Source organism: Streptomyces lycii (assembly GCF_009735685.1).
Classification (GTDB): Bacteria; Actinomycetota; Actinomycetes; order Streptomycetales; family Streptomycetaceae; genus Streptomyces; species Streptomyces lycii.
On sequence record NZ_WHPN01000414.1, the window covers coordinates 12,523 to 29,964 of the forward strand.

Below are 17,442 nucleotides of genomic sequence, written 5' to 3' on the forward strand. Positions count from 1 at the left end.
GCCCCGCAGGAGGCGGCCGGTGACGCCCCTTCGGATGCGTGAAGCCCTCCGCTACGGGAACCTGCTGCTACGGATGCGCACGGGGCGCGGGTCCCCGGGCCGGACGGAGGCAGGGATGGCGAGCGGCGAGGACCCGTTGGAGTCCCCGGCGGAGACGGGCACCGTCACCACCGCCGTACCGGCCAGGCTGGACCGGCTTCCGTGGTCCCGCTGGCACTGGACGATCGTCATCGGGCTGGGCACGGTCTGGATCCTCGACGGCCTCGAGGTCACGCTCGTCGGCAACATCGCCGGCCGGCTCTCCGAGGAGGGCAGCGGGCTCCCGATCACCTCCGGCCAGGTCACGGGCATCGCCGCCGCCCTGTACGTCGCCGGGGCCTGCTCGGGCGCCCTCTTCTTCGGCTGGCTCACCGACCGCTACGGCCGGAAGAAGCTCTTCATCATCACCCTGGCGGTCTATCTGGCGGCCACCGCGCTGACCGCGCTGTCCTTCTCCACCTGGTGGTTCTTCCTCTGCCGCTTCTTCACCGGCTTCGGCATCGGCGGCGAGTACGCGGCCATCAACTCCGCGATCGACGAGCTGATCCCGTCGAAGTACCGCGGCCGCGTGGACCTCATCATCAACGGCAGCTTCTGGCTCGGCGCCGTCGGCGGCTCGCTGCTCGCCATCGTCATGCTGGACACCGACCTCTTCGCCATCGACCTCGGCTGGCGGCTGACCTTCGCCTTCGGTGTCGTCTTCGGGCTGGTGATCCTCCTCGTCCGCCGCCATGTCCCGGAGAGCCCGCGCTGGCTGTTCATCCACGGCCGCGGCGACGAGGCGGAGAAGCTGGTCCGCACGGCCGAGGAGCGGATCGTCGCCGAGAAGGGCGGCGAGCTGCCGCCGCCCGCCGGTGAGATCACCATCCACCAGCGCAAGAGCATCGGCTTCGGGCTGATCGCCCGCACCGTCTTCTCCCACTACCGCAGACGGGCCGTCCTCGGCCTCTCGCTCTTCATCGGCCAGGCGTTCCTCTACAACGCCATCACCTTCGGCTTCGGCGCGATCCTGACCACCTTCTTCGACGTCGGGACCGGATCCACCGGCTACTTCTTCGCCGTGATCGCCCTCGGCAACTTCTTCGGGCCGCTGCTCCTCGGCAAGCTCTTCGACACCGTGGGCCGCCGGATCATGATCTCCAGCACCTACATCCTCTCCGGTGTGCTGCTCTTCGTCACCGCCTGGCTCTTCGACGGCGGCCACCTCACCGCCCGCACCCTCACCGCCTGCTGGTGCGTCGTCCTGTTCTTCGCCTCCGCCGGAGCCAGTTCCGCGTATCTGACCGTGAGCGAGGTCTTCCCGATGGAGACCCGCGCCATGGCGATCGCCTTCTTCTACGCCATCGGCACGGCCGCGGGCGGCATCAGCGGCCCGCTGATCTTCGCGAGGCTCACCGAGTCCGGGGTCGTCGGCGACACCGCGCTGGCCTTCTGCATCGGCGCGTCGCTGATGACGCTCGCGGGACTGGTCGCCGTGGCGCTCGCCGTACCCGCGGAGCGGCGCTCGCTGGAGGACATCGCCGCGCCGCTGTCCCAGCGGATGCCGGGACGACGGGACGGCCGGGAGAGCGGGGAGGGCGGGCGCGGCGGGGACGGCCGCTTCGGCGGCGGCACGGGCCAGGGGCCCGGGACATAGTGACCGACGGGCTCAGCGGCGGCGGAAGACCAGGTCGTGCACGGTGTGGCCCTTGCCGAGCCCGGCCGTCTCGAACTTGGTCAGCGGGCGGAAGTCCGGCCGCGGGGTGTAGCCGCCGTCCGGCCGGGTGTTCTCCAGGTCGGGGCTCGCCGTCAGCACCTCGAGCATCTGCTCCGCGTACGGCTCCCAGTCCGTCGCGCAGTGCACCAGCGCCCCGGGCCGCAGCCGGGAGGCGGCCAGCTCGACGAATTCCGGCTGTACGAGCCGCCGCTTGTGGTGCCGCTTCTTGTGCCACGGGTCCGGGAAGAAGATCCGCAGCCCGTCCAGCCCGCCCGGGGCGATCATCTCGCGCAGCAGGATGATCGCGTCGCCGTTGGCGACCCGGACGTTGTCCAGGCCCTCCCGTTCCGCCAGCGCCAGCAGATTGCCCTGGCCGGGGGTGTGCACATCCACCGCGAGGATGCCGGTGTCCGGGTCGGCCGCCGCCATCTGCGCGGTCGCCTCGCCCATGCCGAAGCCGATCTCCAGCACGACGGGCCGTCCGCCGAACATCTCGTCGAGGTCGAGCACCGACCGCCCGTCGATGTCCAGCCCCCACTTCGGCCACAGCCGGCGCAGCGCGTCACCCTGCCCCGAGGTCACCCGGCCACGGCGCGGCCGGAAGCTCCGGATGCGGCGCTCGTGATGAGAGCCGGCGGGGTCGACCGCGGGCCCTTCCGGGAACTGCAGCCTCCGGTCGGCACGGGTCGCGCCGTGCGGCTCGGGCACGGGGGAGTCGTTCTGCTCAGACACAATGCCCCGATTCTACGGCGCCCCCGCAGGCCACGAGCCCGGGGCCGGGAGCCCCGGGGCTGGCCGGGAGCCCGGGCCGGCCGGGGTGGGGCGGCCAGGCGGGTCGGGACGGGCCGGGCTGGGATGGCCAGGCAGGTCGGGTTGGGCCAGGCAGGTCGGGTTGGGCTGGGCCGGGCTGGGCCGGGCGGTTCGCGATGCGCCGGGGCCGCGGCGTCGGATTTGCGGGCGCCGGGGCCGGGGCGTCGGGCTCGCGGGTCTCGGATCTACCGATCTCGGTTCCGCCGGTCTCGGGCTCGCGGGTCTCGGATCCGTCTGCCTCGGGCCCGCAGGTATCGGACCGACCGGCCTCGGATCCACCGGCCTCGGGCCTGCCGGTCTCGGAGCCACCTGCCTCGGTTCCGCCGGTATCGGACCCGCCGGTATCGGACCCGCGGGCATCGGGCCCACTGGTCTCAGAGCCACCGGTATCGGACCCGCGGGCCTCGGCCCCACCGGCGTCGGACCGACCGGCATCGGACCGACCGGCATCGGACCCGTGGGCGTCAGACTCGCAGCGTCCCCAGGGCCGTCAGCGCCCGGCGGGCGATCTCGCGTCCGATCGGGAGCGCCGCGGTCGCCGCCGGCGACGGGGCGTTCAGCACGTGCACCGTCCGCGGGGCCTCCGCGAACAGGAAGTCGTCGACCAGCGTCCCGTCCGGCAGCACCGCCTGGGCGCGGACACCCGCCGGGGCCGGTATCAGGTCCGCCTCCGTCACCTCCGGCAGCAGCCTGCGGACCTCCTGAGTGAAGGCGCCCTTGTCCAGCGAACGGCGCAGCTCACCCGCGCCGTACCGCCAGTGGCGGCGGGCCAGTCGCCAGGAGCCCGGGAAACCTAGGGTCCCGGCCAGCTCGGCGGGGCGCACGGTCCGCCAGTCGTACCCCTCACGGGCGAGCGCGGGGACGGCGTTCGGCCCGATGTGGACCCCGCCGTCGATGCCCCGGGTCAGATGGACGCCGAGGAACGGGAAGGCCGGGTCCGGCACCGGGTAGACCAGGCCGCGCACCAGCTCCGACCGCTCCGGGCGCAGCGTGAAGTACTCCCCGCGGAACGGGATGATCCGCATGCCCGGATCGTCACCCGCCAGCCGCGCGACCCGGTCGGCGTGCAGCCCGGCGCAGTTCACCAGGGCGCGCGCCCGCAGCACCGCGCCGTCCGCCGTGCGCACCGCGACGGCCGACGGCCGACGGCCGATCACCCGGGCCTCCGCGCCGTAGCGCACGACGGCCCCGGCGTCCTCCGCGAGCCGGGCCAGCCGGGCCGTGATCGCCGTGTAGTCGCAGACGCCGGTCGTGCCGACGTGGATCGCGGCCAGGCCGCGCACCGCCGGTTCGTACGCCTCGATCTGGGCGGGGCCCAGCTCCTGCACGGGAATGCCGTGCTCGCGGCCGCGCTGGACCAGGGCGTGCAGGCGGGGCAGCTCGGACCGGTCGGTGGCGACGATCAGCTTGCCGGTCACCTCGCAGGGCAGGTCCTGCTCCGCGCAGAACTTCACCGTCTCGGCCGCCCCGCGCAGCGCGAACCGGGCCTTGAGCGAGCCGGGGCGGTAGTAGATGCCGCTGTGGATCACGCCGCTGTTGCGCCCCGTCTGGTGCAGCGCGGGGCCGGGCTCTTTCTCCAGCACCGTGACCCGGGTGCCGGGCGCGGCGCGCGTGAGGGCATGGGCCGTCGACAGGCCGACGATTCCGCCGCCGATCACCAGCACGTCGCAGTCGTGGGACACCCGCACCTCCCCGCTCCGGCCCCGTCCTTCCACCACCCACGATGATGCACCGGGGCACTGACAGCGCCCCGTGGCGCCCCGTCCGCCCGGCTCCCCGCCCCGACCTCGGCCGGACGCCTCCCAGCGCTGCCCAGCGCCCCCAGTGCTGCCCAGCGCCTCCCAGCGCTGTCCGGCCCCCAGCGCCGCCCTGCCCCTCTCACCGGTCGGCCGTCCCCTGTCCGGTCCGCTGCCGCCGCTCCGGTCCGGCCGCCGGTCTCCGCCCGTTTCCCCCGGGAGCCGGTCCCGGCCGTTCCCACCGGCGGCCTCCGCCCCGCCGCTTCGGCCGGCAGTCTCCGTACGACTTCTTCCGCACCGACTTCTTCCGCACCGGCCCCTTCCGCACCGGCCCCTTCCGCACAGGTTGCTGCCGCCCCGGCAGCTTCCGCCCCGGCTGCGTACGGCCGCTTCCGCCGCGGTCTCCCGCCTCCGGCCGGTGGTGCCCTCGGGCCGGGCCGACCGGTGCTCCCGTCCGGCCGGTGCCCGCAGGCCGCGGGGGCCCGCGTCCGGCCGTGCCTCCGGGCCCGCCACCGCGTCCGCCCGGCCGTGCCACCGTGCCGCCGTCTCCGTACCGCCTCCCCCGGCCCTCTCCGCCCGAACCTCTCCACCCGGTCGCCGCCGCCGGGTCGCCGCGGGCCGCGGCCCCTCCGGCGACCCGGCGCCGCCGCCCCGCTCAGGCAGGCGCCGCCAGCAGCGGCCGGGCACGTTCGCGCAGTTCCGCGACCCGCGGCTCGTCGCCGTACGGCTCCAGCCGGTGCAGCAGATCCCGTACGTACTCCGTGGTGCGCGCCGAGGAGATCCGGCCCGCGACCTCCACCGCCCGGGTGCCCTGCGCACAGGCCGCGTCGAGGTTGCCCGACTCCAGCTCGGCGACGGCCGAGACGACCAGCCGCAGACCGTGCGAGCGCACGAACTCCTCCGTGGGCTGCGACAGTGCCTGCTCGGTGAAGCGGCGGACCTGCCGCGGCGCCTTGAGGTCGCGATAGCACTCGGCGGCGTCGGCGGCGAACCGGCCCTCGGAGTAGAAGCCGAGCCAGGACGGGTCGTGGTCGCCCGCGCGGGAGCGCTCCAGCCAGCCCTCGGCGGCGCGCAGGGCTGCGCCCGCCGCGTGCGAGTCGCCGGCCTTGGCGTGTGCCCGCGCCTCGACCAGCCGGAAGAAGCTCATGGTGCGGGCGGTGGCCAGTCCCCGGTTGCGCTCGACGGCGGCCTGGGCGAGGTCGACTCCCTCGTCGGCGAAGCCCCGGTAGGTCGCCTGGAGGCTCATCGAGGCCAGGACGTATCCGCCGAGCGGGACGTCCGCCGCGGCCCGCGCGAGACGTAAGGCCTGGATGTAGTAGCGCTGCGCGGCCTCCTGCTGGCCGGTGTCGAAGGCCATCCACCCGGCGAGACGGGTGAGTTCGGCCGTCGCGCCGAACAGGGAGCGGCCGACGTCGTCGCTGTAGCTGCCGAGGAGCAGCGGCGCGGCGTCGACCCGCAGGCACTCCGGCACCATCGACGAACGCCAGTCCCCGCCCCCGTACTTGGAGTCCCAGCGGCGGGCGTCCTCGGCGGCCTCGCGCAGCTTGGTGACGTCGCTGTGGCCGACGCGCTGCGGCGGGCCGTCGCCGCCGGCCGACTCCGCCTCGCCGGGGTCCCGCCCGGCGCTGCTGTCGGCGGGTGAGATCAGCCAGCGGGACGCAGGCGTGGCGTAAGCGCTCACTGCGAAGGATCCGGCCAAGCTCTGCCAGATGCCCCCGCCGCCCCGGCGGCCCGCCAGGTCCAGCCGGTAGAGGTCGGTGGCGGAGCGCACGGCCTCGCTCACGGCGCGCGGGAAGGCCAGTCCGACCTCCGGCGCCGGATCGGCGTCGGCCAGGCCTATTTCGTGCAGCGGTACGGGGCGGCCGAGCTTGCTGCCGATGGCGGCTGCGATCAGGTGCGGCGCCGCACCCTGCGGAACCATGCCCTTGGACACCCAGCGGGCGACGGAGGTCTTGTCGTAGCGAAGGGTCAGTCCGCGCTGGGCGCCGAGGTCGTTGACCCGGCGGGCCAGGCCGGCGTTGCTGATGCCCGCGAGGGCGAGAACGGTGCCGAGCTTCTCGTTCGGCCCGCGTTGCTCCCTGGACATGAGCCACCCCTCGACACAACGACGGCCGCCCCGGCATAGGCACGGGGCATTCGTAAACCCAGCGTAGTTCGCCACATCCCGACCGTTAAGGGTCGAAGTACCGGTTGGCGAGATTGTGGCCGGTGCCCGAGCGTGACGCCCGGGCCTGTGCTCCCGGAGTATGCGGCCGTGCGCCTGCTCGTGCGCGCTGTCCCGGCCATGGCCGGAGGGTTTCGATGAAAGCGCGTGGGTCGGCCCGCTGCACAGGACCCGGTGGGCCGGGGGACACCGTCACCTCATTCCCCGCGGGTGGCGGAACGGTCCGGGAGGCCCGCACCGCCTCCCGGGCCGCGATCTCCGCGGCGGCGGCCCGACGCCCTTTCCCCGGCGGCACTTTGGCCGAATATCGTCTATACCCGAGGGGCGCACACCGTTTGCGAACGCGCGCCCCGTAGCCGCCCCCGTGCGCCGTTGTCATGGCAGCATGGAGCGCGGCGGAACGCACATCTCCCGGGTACGGCGAACACCTCCGCGATACGTGATCAGTTGGCTGTGTCGGCCGTGTCGGCTGTGTCGGCTGTGCAGGCTGGGCAGGCCCAGTAGTCGCAGTCGGCCAAGTCGGCCGGGCAGGCCGTGTTGGCTGCGTGGCTGCGTGGGTGAGTGGCTGCGTTGCTGATTGGCTGCGCGGGTCGCGGTGTTGTCACCGGAGCGTCGCCGGGCCGATGCCGCGCCCGCCGGACTACTGTGCATGATGACTGCTGGTTCTTGGTTGTCCACAGGCTGTGGAGGCGGCGATGCGGTGGCTGGTGGGGTGGAGCAGTGCCGCCGCAGGCATTTCCCGGACGGCGCGCAGCGCCGCGAACGGCAGCGGCGAGGGCCCCGTACACCCCGTCGGCTCCCAACTCCTGTGGGGCGGACCGGATCCGCTCTGGGCCGTCGGCGACTGGCGGCCCGACGAGATCCGCGTGGTGCAGACCGAGTCGCCCGCCCTCCCCTTCCACAAGGACAGGGAGCGCCCCGTCACGCGCATCGCCGTCCTCGGCTGCTGCGGCGCCTCCGACGACGAACTCCGCGCCGGGCTCGTCGCCGCCCGCGGCGGCGCCCTGCGGCACCTCACCTCCTGGCCCGGCAGCTACACCGCCGTCGTCCAGGCCGGCCGCCGCATCACCGTCATCGGCGATCTCGCCGGCGCCCGCCCCGTCTTCCACACCCCCTGGGACGGCGGCACCGCCTACGCCACCGCCGCCCTGCCCCTCGCCGACCTCGTCGAGGCCCAGCTCGACGTCAGCCATCTCGCCGCGCTCCTCGCCTGCCCCGACTCGCCCGAAGCGCTGGGTGACGGCACCCCCTACCTCGGTGTCAGGCGGATACCGCCGGGCCACGCGCTGATCCTGCGCGAGGGCGCCCGTGAGATCACCGGCTACGAACCCACCGCCTCCCTCGCCGTGGCCGCCCCCCAGCTCGACGCCGCCTCCGCCGTCGACGCCATACGGGACGCCCTCGTCGAAGCCGTCCGGGTCCGGCTCGCGGCCCCCCGGCACGCCCCCGAGGCCGCGCCCCCGGACCCCGGCCCCGTGCCCGGCATGGGCCCCGCCGAACGGCGCGCGGCCCGCGGCGCGCCCGCTCCCGGTGTCGGCGCCGACCTCTCCGGCGGCAGCGCCTCCGCCACCCTCGCTCTCCTCGCAGCCGGACTCCCCGGCAACCCCGGCACGATCCTCGGCCAGGGCACCGGCGCCGGCGAGCGGCTCCTCGCCGTCACCTTCAACGACCTGGCCACCGGCCGGGCCGCCGCGGCCGGTGGCGGAGCCGCGGCGGGGGACGCCGAACTCGAACGCGCCCGCAGCATCGCCGAGAACCCCCGGCTGCACCACGTCGTCGTCGCCGCGGGCGAGGAAGCCCTGCCCTACGCCGGACTCGACACGGTCTTCCTCACCGACGAACCCGGCCCGTCCCTCGTCACCGCCGCCCGGCACCGGTACCGGCTCACCGCGGGCAGCGCCGACCACCTCATCGGCCACGGGGCGCGGCAGGTCCTCGACGCCCACCCGGCCCGCCTCGCGGACCTCCTGCTCGACCGGCAGCGCCGCCGCATGCTGCGCCCCATGGCCGCGCTCGCCCGCGCCGACGGACCCGCGGCCAACTCCCTGTTCGTGCCGTTCACGGTCTACCGGGCGGCGCGCAAGCTCGCCCGCACGCCGTACCGGGAAGGCGTACGCGACGCCGCCGCGCGCCTGCTGGAACGGCGCTTCGCCGGCCCGGGCACCGACGCGCCCGACACCGACGGCAACTGGCCGCACGGCAACAGCGCCGTCGACGCCTCCCTCGCGGCCCTCGCCTGGTGCCGGCCCGGCCCCGCCGCGCGCTGGCTCACCGGAGAGGCGCTCGCCGAGGTCGCGTTCCGGCTGCAGGGCGCCGCCGCCCGCCCCGGCACCGTCGAACGTCCCGGTGAACGCCGCGCCAACGCCGCCCTCGCCCGGCACGCGACCGACCACCGCGTCTTCGAACAGGCCGCCGAGGTACGCCACCAGCGCCTGCACGCCCCGTTCTTCGACAACCAGGTCGTACGCGCCTGCCGCGCCCTGCCCGAAGCCGTACGCGTCCAGCCCGGAGCCCGTGCCTCCGTGCTGCGCTCCGTCCTGGCGAGCACCGGCATCCGCGACCTGCCCGCGGGCTGGGGCGCGCCGTCCCAGGCCTCCCAGGCCGCGGCCGTCCGCGCCGGGATGCGCGCCGCCGTCGGCGGTCTGATGGAGCTCTTCGACGCACCGCTGCTCGCGGACGCCGGTCTCATCGAGGCGCGCGTGGTGCGCAAGGCGCTGCGCGCGGCGGTGCAGGGCGAGCCGGTGCCGCTCGACGGACTCGCCGAACTCGTCTCCACGGAGCTGTGGCTGCGCCGCCTGATCGCCCGCCGCGGCAGCTGCTGGACCGGTTCCGAGGCACCACGGCAGCGGGCCGTCTCCGCCGGCGTCCCGGTGACGGAGCGCCCGGCGCTCTGAGCGAATCCCGCCGCCGCCGGCGGCGGCAAGTGATGGCCGTAGGCGGCGGGTGGTCGTGTGAGCCGCAGCCCGATTGCGGTCGGCGGCGGGGGTCGTGTGAGCGGCAGCCGACTGCGGTCGGCGGCGGGGAACCGCGTGGACGGCAGGTGATTGCCGTCGGGGCGGACAGGCGATCGCCTCAGCGGCAGGCGACCGTCTCAGCGGCAGGCGATCGTCTCAGCGGCAGGTGTTCGCTGTGTCAGCGGCAGGAGAACGCGTACGCGGCAGGTGTTCGCTGTGTCAGCGGCAGGTGATCGCCGACTGAGCCCAGTCGGCCAGCGCCAACGAGCCGCCCAGCCCGTCCGGTTCCACCACGAGGCGGATGGACCGCCGGCCCTCCAGCGACACGTGCACCGGCACGGCCGTGTCCCCCTCGTCCAGCGAACCGGACTGCCACAGCAGGGCCGAGTCGCCGTACACCGAGAACCGGACCGGGCCGGACAGCGCCGACATGTCGTCCACTCCGGCCATCGCGTCGTACGTCGTGCAGCTGCGGTTCAGGTCGATCGTGACGGACGAGCGGCCGTGCACCGTGACCCCGTGGGCGTAGGTCACCCCGGCGACCGTCAGGCTGTCGCGCGGCCAGAGCCAGGAACTCGCGCCCGTGCGCACCGCCGGTTTCGTGTTGTCGCCGAGGAAGCCCTGCGTGAGCCTGTTGAGCGGGTACGAGGTCGGCGGCTCGGGTGTGGTGGGCGTCGGCGAGGGAGTCGTCGGCGTCGGTGTGGGGGTCGGCGTCGGAGTGGCGGTCCGGGTCGGCGTGGGCTCCGGGGCCGGGGAGGACGGCGCCTCCGAGGAGGGCTCGTCGGCCGCCGGCGCCGGCCTGTCGGGGGCCTGCTGCCGCTCGGGCCGAATCTGCTCGGCGGGCGGTTCGGGCCGCGGTGTCGGCGCGGGATCCGGCTCCGCCGGGGCGGGTTCGGCGGACGCGACCGGCGGCTTGGCCTGCGGCCGTACGGGCGGGCTGTCGCCCCCCGTGAGCGCGAACGCGGTGACCACGGTCGCCACCGCCACTCCGGCGGCTATGCCGATCTTCACCGGCAGCCCGAGCCCTTCGGACGCCGCTGCCCCGCCGGCCCCTCCGGCCGCCGCCGCTCCCGCGGCGCTCCCGCCGGCCGGCCCTCCGGTGGCCGCGGCCGCGACACCCGCTCCCGCGGCGGCACCGGCCGCGCCCGCCGCGACACCGGCGGCCTTGAAGGCGTATCCGGCGGCGAACCAGCCGATGACCGCGACCGGCAGCGTGGCGCGCAGCCCGGCGTTGACGTCCCTGAGTTCCACGGCCACTTCCCGGCACCGCGCGCAGCCGTCGAGATGCTGCCGCAGGCCCCGCTCGGCGCGTATCCGCAGCCCGCCCCGCGCGTACGCGCCGAGCCGTCCCGCGTACGGGGCGCAGTCGGGGTTCTCCTCCGGGGCACTGGCCACATGGGCCTGCAGATAGGCCTGCTTGAGCCCCTCGCGGGCCCGGTGCGCCAGCACGGCCGCGGCGTTGGCGGACAGCCCGAGCAGCGGGGCGACCTCGCTCGGCGACTCCTCCTCGACCGTGGTGTGCCACAGCACGGTCTGCCACCGCTCGGGCAGGCTCCGGAACGCCTGCACCGCCAGCGAACGCTCCGCCTGGTGCATCGCATGCACATCGGCGCCCAGCTCCGGCGAGTTGTCCTGCTGCCCCCGGGAACGGGCCGCGGTGTCGGCGAACACCGCGAAGTCGTCGACCAGCTGCTCCTGCTTCGCGGTGCGCACCCAGTCGGCGGCGACCCGGCGCACGGTCGTCAGCAGATACGCGCGCACCGAAGCGGTCGGCCCGGCCCCGCCGCGTACGGCCTGCAGCGTGCGGGCGAAAACCTCGGCCGTCAGATCGTCCGCCGTGTCCCGGTCCCGGCAGCAACTGCGGGCGTACTGCCGCACCGAGCGGGCGTGCCGGCGGAAGACCTCCTCATAGGCGTTGTCGTCACCGCGCCGGACGCGTTCGACGAGCTCCGCGTCCGACGGAACCAATCCTTCAGCGGCCCCGGCCCCGGGTCCCGCCCTCCGCTGCCGCGGCACACCGGTTTCCCCGCCCGGCAGGGACGGCCCCGGAGAGGACCAGGACGGCGCTGCTCCGGGCACCCGCGGATGCGGCACATGGCCCGGCGGCGGACCACCGGAACCGTCCGCGCCCGCCCAGCCGTCATCGCGGGACTCGCCCCGCTGATCAGATCCCATCGCGGAAGCCCCCGTACCCGACGAAACATCCGAACACCGGGAAAGAGTGCCACAGTCACCCGCACGCAGTCCCGGGGCGGGAACGACCAACCACCCGTACGTGGAGACATCTTCACGAACGGGCACCACCTCCCGGAGCCGTCAACGCTTCCTCGCGAGGGCCGTGAACGCCGCCTCCCGAAGCCGTGAACGCCCCCTCGCGAGGTCGGGGCACACGGACCCAGCCGGGGCCTGGCGCACTGCCTCACAGGGCCCAGGAGCCCCGTCTCGCCGAGCTGTGAGCGCCGCCGCACGGAGCCGGGGCAACACGGGCCCAGCCGGGCCTTGGAGCCCCGCCTCACCGAGCCCCGGAGCACCGCCTCGCGCAGCCGTGAACGCCGCCGCACGGAGCCGGAGCAGACGGGCCCAGCCCGGCCTTGGAGCCCAACTCGCCGAGCCGCGAACACAGCCGGAGCCGTGAACACCGCGGCACAGAGCCCGAAGCACACTGGCCCACCTGGGCGGATCACCGCCTCCCGGGGCCGTGAACACCGCCTCCGGAGCCGTGAACGCCGTTTCGCGCGGGCGCCGGAACACACAGGCCGCACGGGGCCTTGGAGCACCCGCCTCCGGGTCCAGCGAACACGGCCTCACAAGACCGGGGCGTCCCTCACCGAGCCCCGGAGCGCCCCGCGCCGCACGGCCCCGTGGCGCACTGCCCCACCAAGCCGGGTGCGCGGCCCCACAGCACCACCGGAGCGCACCGACCGGCCTGGCCGGAACCGGGAAGGCCGCCCCGCCGGGCCCGGCCCCGGAGCGCCCCGGGCCGGGCTCGGTGCCAGGCCCGGCCGGAGCCTCACGAACCGTGCGCCGGGAGCCGCCGCCTCCCGCTCAGACCCCCGCCCGGGGACGCAGACCCTCGAGCAGGATGTCCAGCAGCCGGGACGACGCCGCCTGCTGCTGCGCGGCGTCGGGCAGCGCCGGTGCCGCGGTGGCTATCACCAGCAGCACATCGGCCACGGTGACGTCCCCGCGCAGCTCACCGGCGGCACGGGCCCGCTCGACGAGCCGGCCCACGACCTCCAGCAGCGCCGCGGCACCCGGGTCCTCGTCCCGCTCGGCCGGCACGGACTCCACCAGCCGCAGATCAGGCTGCCCCTGGCCGGGCGCCGCCTGCTCCTTCTGCCGCTGCTGCGGAACCCTGGCCGCCGCGGTGTCGTCGTCCTCCGCGGTCTCGGCGGCGACACCCACCCGCAGCACCCGGGGCGGCAGCAGCCGGCCCGCGCCCGAGGCGACCGACGTCCGCAGGAAGCGGGCCAGCGCCGGCCACGGCTCGTCCTCCTGGCCGAGGGCGGCCCGCGCCTGCTCGGTCAGCCGGGCGGTCTCCTCCTCGGCTATCCGGCGGACCAGCACGTCCTTGCTCGGGAACCGCCGGTAGACGGTGCCCACGCCGACCCGGGCCCGCCGGGCGACGTCCTCCATCGGCGCGCCGTACCCCAATTCACCGAACACCTCGCGCGCCGCGCGCAGAACGTGTTCGAGATTGCGCTGTGCGTCGACACGGAGCGGCGCGGAACGCGCGCCGCCGATGACTCCGGCGCCGTCCGCCGGTGCGGTCGCCCGCGCGGTGCCGTTCGGCTCGGAGGCGACAGCAGCCGACCACTGAGAATCCTGCATGTGCATATGTATTCCCCCGGTAATGATTAGTCTCCCCCCGGAGACTCCCCGCCCTGACTTGTCCGGGGCACCATGGTCCGGGCACCCCGACGGGATACGAACATAGTTGAGCCCAGGTGAAGAAAGAAGGGGGTCGTTCCGCGCGGCGCAGCCCCCGTTCGGACCACAGGCCCCGCAGGCCCCCCGGACTTACCTCGGGTATTTCCCGCAAGGCCGCGCTGACCTGCATTTCCTTGCGACGCCGCACGCTGCGGACGCTTCCGTTCCGCCCTCTTCCGCCGGTCATACATTTCAGCTGCCCCTGTGGACAAACGGCCGCCGTCGGTGCGTCATGGGAGGGTGCTGTGATTCCCGGGCCCTCCGGCCCGTGGCGTGACCGGGCCCCTGCGGGGCACCCGTACCGGGGGGAAGGGGGGAAGAACCGTACGGACGACGACGAGCGACACCACGAGGAGACCTTCTGTGAAGGAACCGGCGCGCATTCTCGTTGTCGGCGGAGGCTATGTCGGGATGTACACCGCGCTCAGCCTGCAGCGACGGCTGAAGCAGGGCGAGGCGGAGGTCCTGGTGCTCGACCCCGAGCCCTACATGACGTACCAGCCCTTTCTCCCCGAAGCCGCGGCCGGCTCGATCTCCCCGCGCCATGTCGTCGTCCCGCTGCGCCGGGTCCTGAAGAAGTGCCAGGTCGTCATCGGCGAGGTCACCGCGCTCGACCACGCCGCGCGCACCGCGACGGTCAAGACCCTCGCCACCGAGGAGGAGGGCACCGGCCCGGTCGAGATCCGTTACGACGAACTCGTCCTGGCCCCCGGCTCCGTCTCCCGGACCCTCCCCGTCCCGGGCCTCGCCGACTTCGGCATCGGCTTCAAGACCGTCGAGGAGGCCATCGGGCTGCGGAACCACGTACTCGAACAGCTCGACATCGCCTCCTCCACCCGCGACCCCGCGATCCGCGACGCCGCCCTCACCTTCGTCTTCGTCGGCGGCGGCTACGCCGGGGTGGAGGCCCTCGCCGAACTCGAGGACATGGCGCGGTACGCCGCTCGCTACTACCACAACATCGGCCCCGAGGACATGAAATGGATCCTCGTCGAGGCCACCGGACGGATCCTCCCCGAGGTCGGCGAGGAGATGGGCCGGTACGCCGTACGGGAGCTGCGCGGCCGCAACATCGACGTCCGGCTCGACACCCGGCTCGACTCCTGCGAACAGCGCGTCGCGGTGCTCAGCGACGGCTCCCGCTTCCCGACCCGCACCCTCGTCTGGACCGCGGGCGTCAAGCCCCACCCGATCCTCGCCGCGGCCGGCCTCCCCCTCAACGGCCGCGGCCGCCTCAAGTGCACCGCCGCCCTGCGCGTCGACGGTGTCGAGGGGGCGTGGTCGGCCGGTGACGCCGCCGCCGTCCCCGACCTGACGTCCGACGACCCGGAAGCCCTGTGCGCACCGAACGCCCAGCACGCCGTACGGCAGGCGAAGACCCTCGCCGACAACCTCCTCGCGTCGCTGCGCGGAGAGGAGGTGAAGGACTACCGGCACGCCTACGCGGGATCCGTGGCCTCCCTGGGCCTCCACAAGGGCGTCGCCCACGTCTACGGCAGAAAGCTCAAGGGCTATCCGGCCTGGTTCATGCACCGCGCCTACCACCTCAGCCGGGTGCCGACGTTCAACCGCAAGGCCCGCGTGCTCGCCGAATGGTGCCTCGCCGGGCTCTTCAAACGGGAGATCGTCTCCCTCGGCTCGCTCGAACACCCGCGCGCCGAGTTCGAACTGGCTGCGGGCACCGGCCGGCACCCCGAAGCGAGCTGACCGGCGGCGAAGGACCGTCCGGCGGATGCGGGCCAAGTCCCGGCGGCGCGCGGCGCGTCACCGGATCCGGCGACTTTGTGCGGTGCCGGAACCAAACGACTGCGAACCACGCCTGACGGATGTCGGCCCGGTCCGCCACACTGGACCTGTGACCATCATGGGCGCGCTCATATCCGCCGTATCCGCCACGTCCGCAGAGAGAGCCGCCGCCTCCCAGGGCCGGGACGGCGGCGGCCGGCGCCGCGGGCCCCGTTCCCTTCCCCGGCCCGAAGACACCGGCGGCACCCGGCAGCCGGCCAGCTGACCCCGAGCGACATCACGAGGCAAATCTCAGTGGACTTCACGCGCTGGAGCGCCCGGCTCCCCGGTACCAACCGTCGCACCGCGCCGCGTTCGGACAGCGCCGCACCACCGCAGGCCCCGCCCCGGCCGCCCGGTCCGGACGGCGACGCGGAACCGCCCGAAGCGGCCGGGGGCGCCGTACCGGCCGCCCGCGGGGAGCGCGCCGACCGGCGCACGCTCCCCGCGACCGCTCCTCCGGGCGCCCTCGCGCCCCCCGCGCCCAACGACGCACCGGACGGCAAGCCCCCGCAGCATCCCGCCCTCCGCGGCCTCGCCGGCCAGGACGTCCTCGGCCGCATCCCCGGCCCGGTCGCCGTGGTCCACGGACCCGACCACCGGCTGGCGTACGTCAACGAGGCCTACGCCAGCGCCTTCGGCACCCGCACCCCGGGCGCGCCCGCCCGCGAGGCCCTGCCGGAACTCGCCGAACTCGGACTGCTGTCCCTCATGGACCAGGCCCTGCGCAGCGGCAGGCCGCGCACCCTGAAGGCCCGCCGCGCCGAAGGCCTGACCGGTCCCGGGCACTACACGTTCACCTGCACCCCGATCGACCAGGGCGTGCTGATCTTCGCCACCGACGTGACGGACCAGGTCGAGGCCGCCGACCGGCTCCGCGCCGGCGAACGCCGGCTGCGCGAAACCGCGGTCACCCTCCAGCACAGCCTCCTCCCGCAGGAGCTGGAACAGCCCGACGACCTCCGGGTGGCCGCGACGTACCAGCCCGGCGGGACGGACGAGGCCGTCGGCGGCGACTGGTACGACGTCATCACCCTCGGCGCCGGCCGCACCGCGCTCGTCATCGGCGACGTCATGGGCCGCGGCGTCCGCGCCGCCGCGGTCATGGGACAGCTCCGCACCGCGGTCCGGGCCTACGCCCGGCTCGACCTGCCGCCACACGAAGTCCTCCAGCTGCTCGACGGCCTCGCCGCCGAGATCGACCCCAACCAGATCGCCACCTGCCTCTACGCGGTGCACGACCCGAACGAGAACCGGCTGGTGCACGCCTCCGCCGGGCATCTGCCGATCATCGTCCGGGAGGCCGACGGCACGGTGCGCCGCGGCGACGAGCCCACCGGGCCGCCGCTCGGCACCGGCGGCTGGATGCACACCTCGGGCACCCTTCCCCTCGGCCCGGGCGCCACAGCCGTCCTCTATACGGACGGCCTGGTGGAACGGCGCGACGCGGACATCGACGAGGGCGTCGGCGCCCTGGAGGAGGCCCTCAAGGGAGCGACGGGCACTCCGGAAGTGGTGTGCGACCGTCTCATCCGCGCCCTCGGCGTGACCGCCGACCACGACGACGACGTGGCCGTACTGGTCTTCCAGCGCCCCGAGCGCACGGGCCACGACGCCGAGCTGTTCCACAACGCGGCGCTCGACCTCCTCGGCGGGGTCGAGGCGGCTCCGAGAGCCCGTGCCTTCGCCTCGGGCGTCCTCGCCAGCTGGCGCTTCCCCACCGAGCTGCACGACCTGGGAGTGCTGGCCGCCAGTGAACTCGTCGCCAACTCACTCCAGCACGGCGCGCCACCGATGCGGCTGCGGCTGCGGCGGACGGACCGCCGGCTGATCGTGGAGGTCACGGACGGCGACGACCGCCTGCCGCGGCGCCGACGGGCGGATCCCGTGGACGAGGCGGGGCGCGGCATCTCCATCATCGCGACGATCGCCTCGGCCTGGGGCTCACGCCGCACACCGGGCGGCGGCAAGGCGGTGTGGTGCGAATTCGCCCTGCCGGCGGGCTGATTCCGCCCGCCGCGGTGCGGCGCCCGGCCGGAGGTTGACACCGGTCGTGGAGATCCGTAGTGTCCTCCGAGTTGCCACAGGGCCGTAACGGTTCTGCGGTGGCCACCTCGCGCCGCTTCTGCGGCAACCACTTCAGTAGGGCGTCCCTTGATCGGGGAATGATTCCGGCGTGCCCGGAATTGTGTTTCCGGTTGTCCTGGCCGGCTCGATTATGAGTCGCCGGGGAAATCCGCTAACGTGGTGGCCGCGCCGGAAGGCGCAGCACAATCCCTCTCCAACCGGGGGCTGGAATTGCGGATCGGCCGGGAATTCGGGCCGGAA

The 17,442-nt window shown here is 74.5% G+C and carries 9 protein-coding genes; 4 read left to right on the forward strand and 5 right to left on the reverse strand.

From position 1 onward, the window contains the following. Positions 1 to 115: 115 nt before the first annotated feature. Entirely contained in the window at positions 116 to 1,675 is a 1,560-nt protein-coding gene (locus GCU69_RS29335; RefSeq protein WP_098753034.1) for an MFS transporter, read from the forward strand. A gap of 12 nt (positions 1,676 to 1,687) precedes the next feature. Here the strand turns inward: GCU69_RS29335 and trmB are convergent, their stop codons facing one another. The 3 genes from trmB to GCU69_RS29350 form a co-directional block, all read right to left on the reverse strand. Beyond that, the gene (gene trmB, locus GCU69_RS29340) at positions 1,688 to 2,443 is read right to left on the reverse strand and encodes a tRNA (guanosine(46)-N7)-methyltransferase TrmB (protein ID WP_235978778.1); all 756 of its coding nucleotides are present in this window, start codon (positions 2,441 to 2,443) and stop codon (positions 1,688 to 1,690) included. A 566-nt stretch (positions 2,444 to 3,009) separates the two neighbouring features. Continuing rightward, positions 3,010 to 4,227, reverse strand: coding sequence for an L-2-hydroxyglutarate oxidase (gene lhgO / locus GCU69_RS29345; RefSeq protein WP_156207702.1), 1,218 nt, complete (start codon positions 4,225 to 4,227; stop codon positions 3,010 to 3,012). A gap of 709 nt (positions 4,228 to 4,936) precedes the next feature. Further along, entirely contained in the window at positions 4,937 to 6,367 is a 1,431-nt protein-coding gene (locus tag GCU69_RS29350; RefSeq protein ID WP_098753038.1) for an MFS transporter, read from the reverse strand. A gap of 773 nt (positions 6,368 to 7,140) precedes the next feature. On the opposite strand from GCU69_RS29350, the gene GCU69_RS29355 reads away from it, so the two are divergent. Next, positions 7,141 to 9,339, forward strand: a complete 2,199-nt coding sequence (locus GCU69_RS29355) for an asparagine synthase-related protein (protein WP_156207703.1) — start codon at positions 7,141 to 7,143, stop codon at positions 9,337 to 9,339. Between the two features lie 279 nt (positions 9,340 to 9,618). Here the strand turns inward: GCU69_RS29355 and GCU69_RS29360 are convergent, their stop codons facing one another. Both GCU69_RS29360 and GCU69_RS29365 read right to left on the reverse strand, forming a co-directional pair. Then, positions 9,619 to 11,574, reverse strand: coding sequence for a sigma-70 family RNA polymerase sigma factor (locus tag GCU69_RS29360; RefSeq protein WP_156207704.1), 1,956 nt, complete (start codon positions 11,572 to 11,574; stop codon positions 9,619 to 9,621). 870 nt (positions 11,575 to 12,444) lie between these two features. After that, positions 12,445 to 13,236: a TetR/AcrR family transcriptional regulator gene (locus GCU69_RS29365; RefSeq protein WP_098753041.1), complete on the reverse strand. Its 792-nt coding sequence runs from the start codon at positions 13,234 to 13,236 to the stop codon at positions 12,445 to 12,447. Between the two features lie 456 nt (positions 13,237 to 13,692). Here GCU69_RS29365 and GCU69_RS29370 point away from each other — a divergent pair, with 456 nt between their 5' ends. Beyond that, positions 13,693 to 15,036, forward strand: a complete 1,344-nt coding sequence (locus GCU69_RS29370; protein WP_156207705.1) for an NAD(P)/FAD-dependent oxidoreductase — start codon at positions 13,693 to 13,695, stop codon at positions 15,034 to 15,036. A 333-nt stretch (positions 15,037 to 15,369) separates the two neighbouring features. Continuing rightward, positions 15,370 to 17,121: an ATP-binding SpoIIE family protein phosphatase gene (locus GCU69_RS29375; RefSeq protein ID WP_098753043.1), complete on the forward strand. Its 1,752-nt coding sequence runs from the start codon at positions 15,370 to 15,372 to the stop codon at positions 17,119 to 17,121. Positions 17,122 to 17,442: the final 321 nt, after the last annotated feature.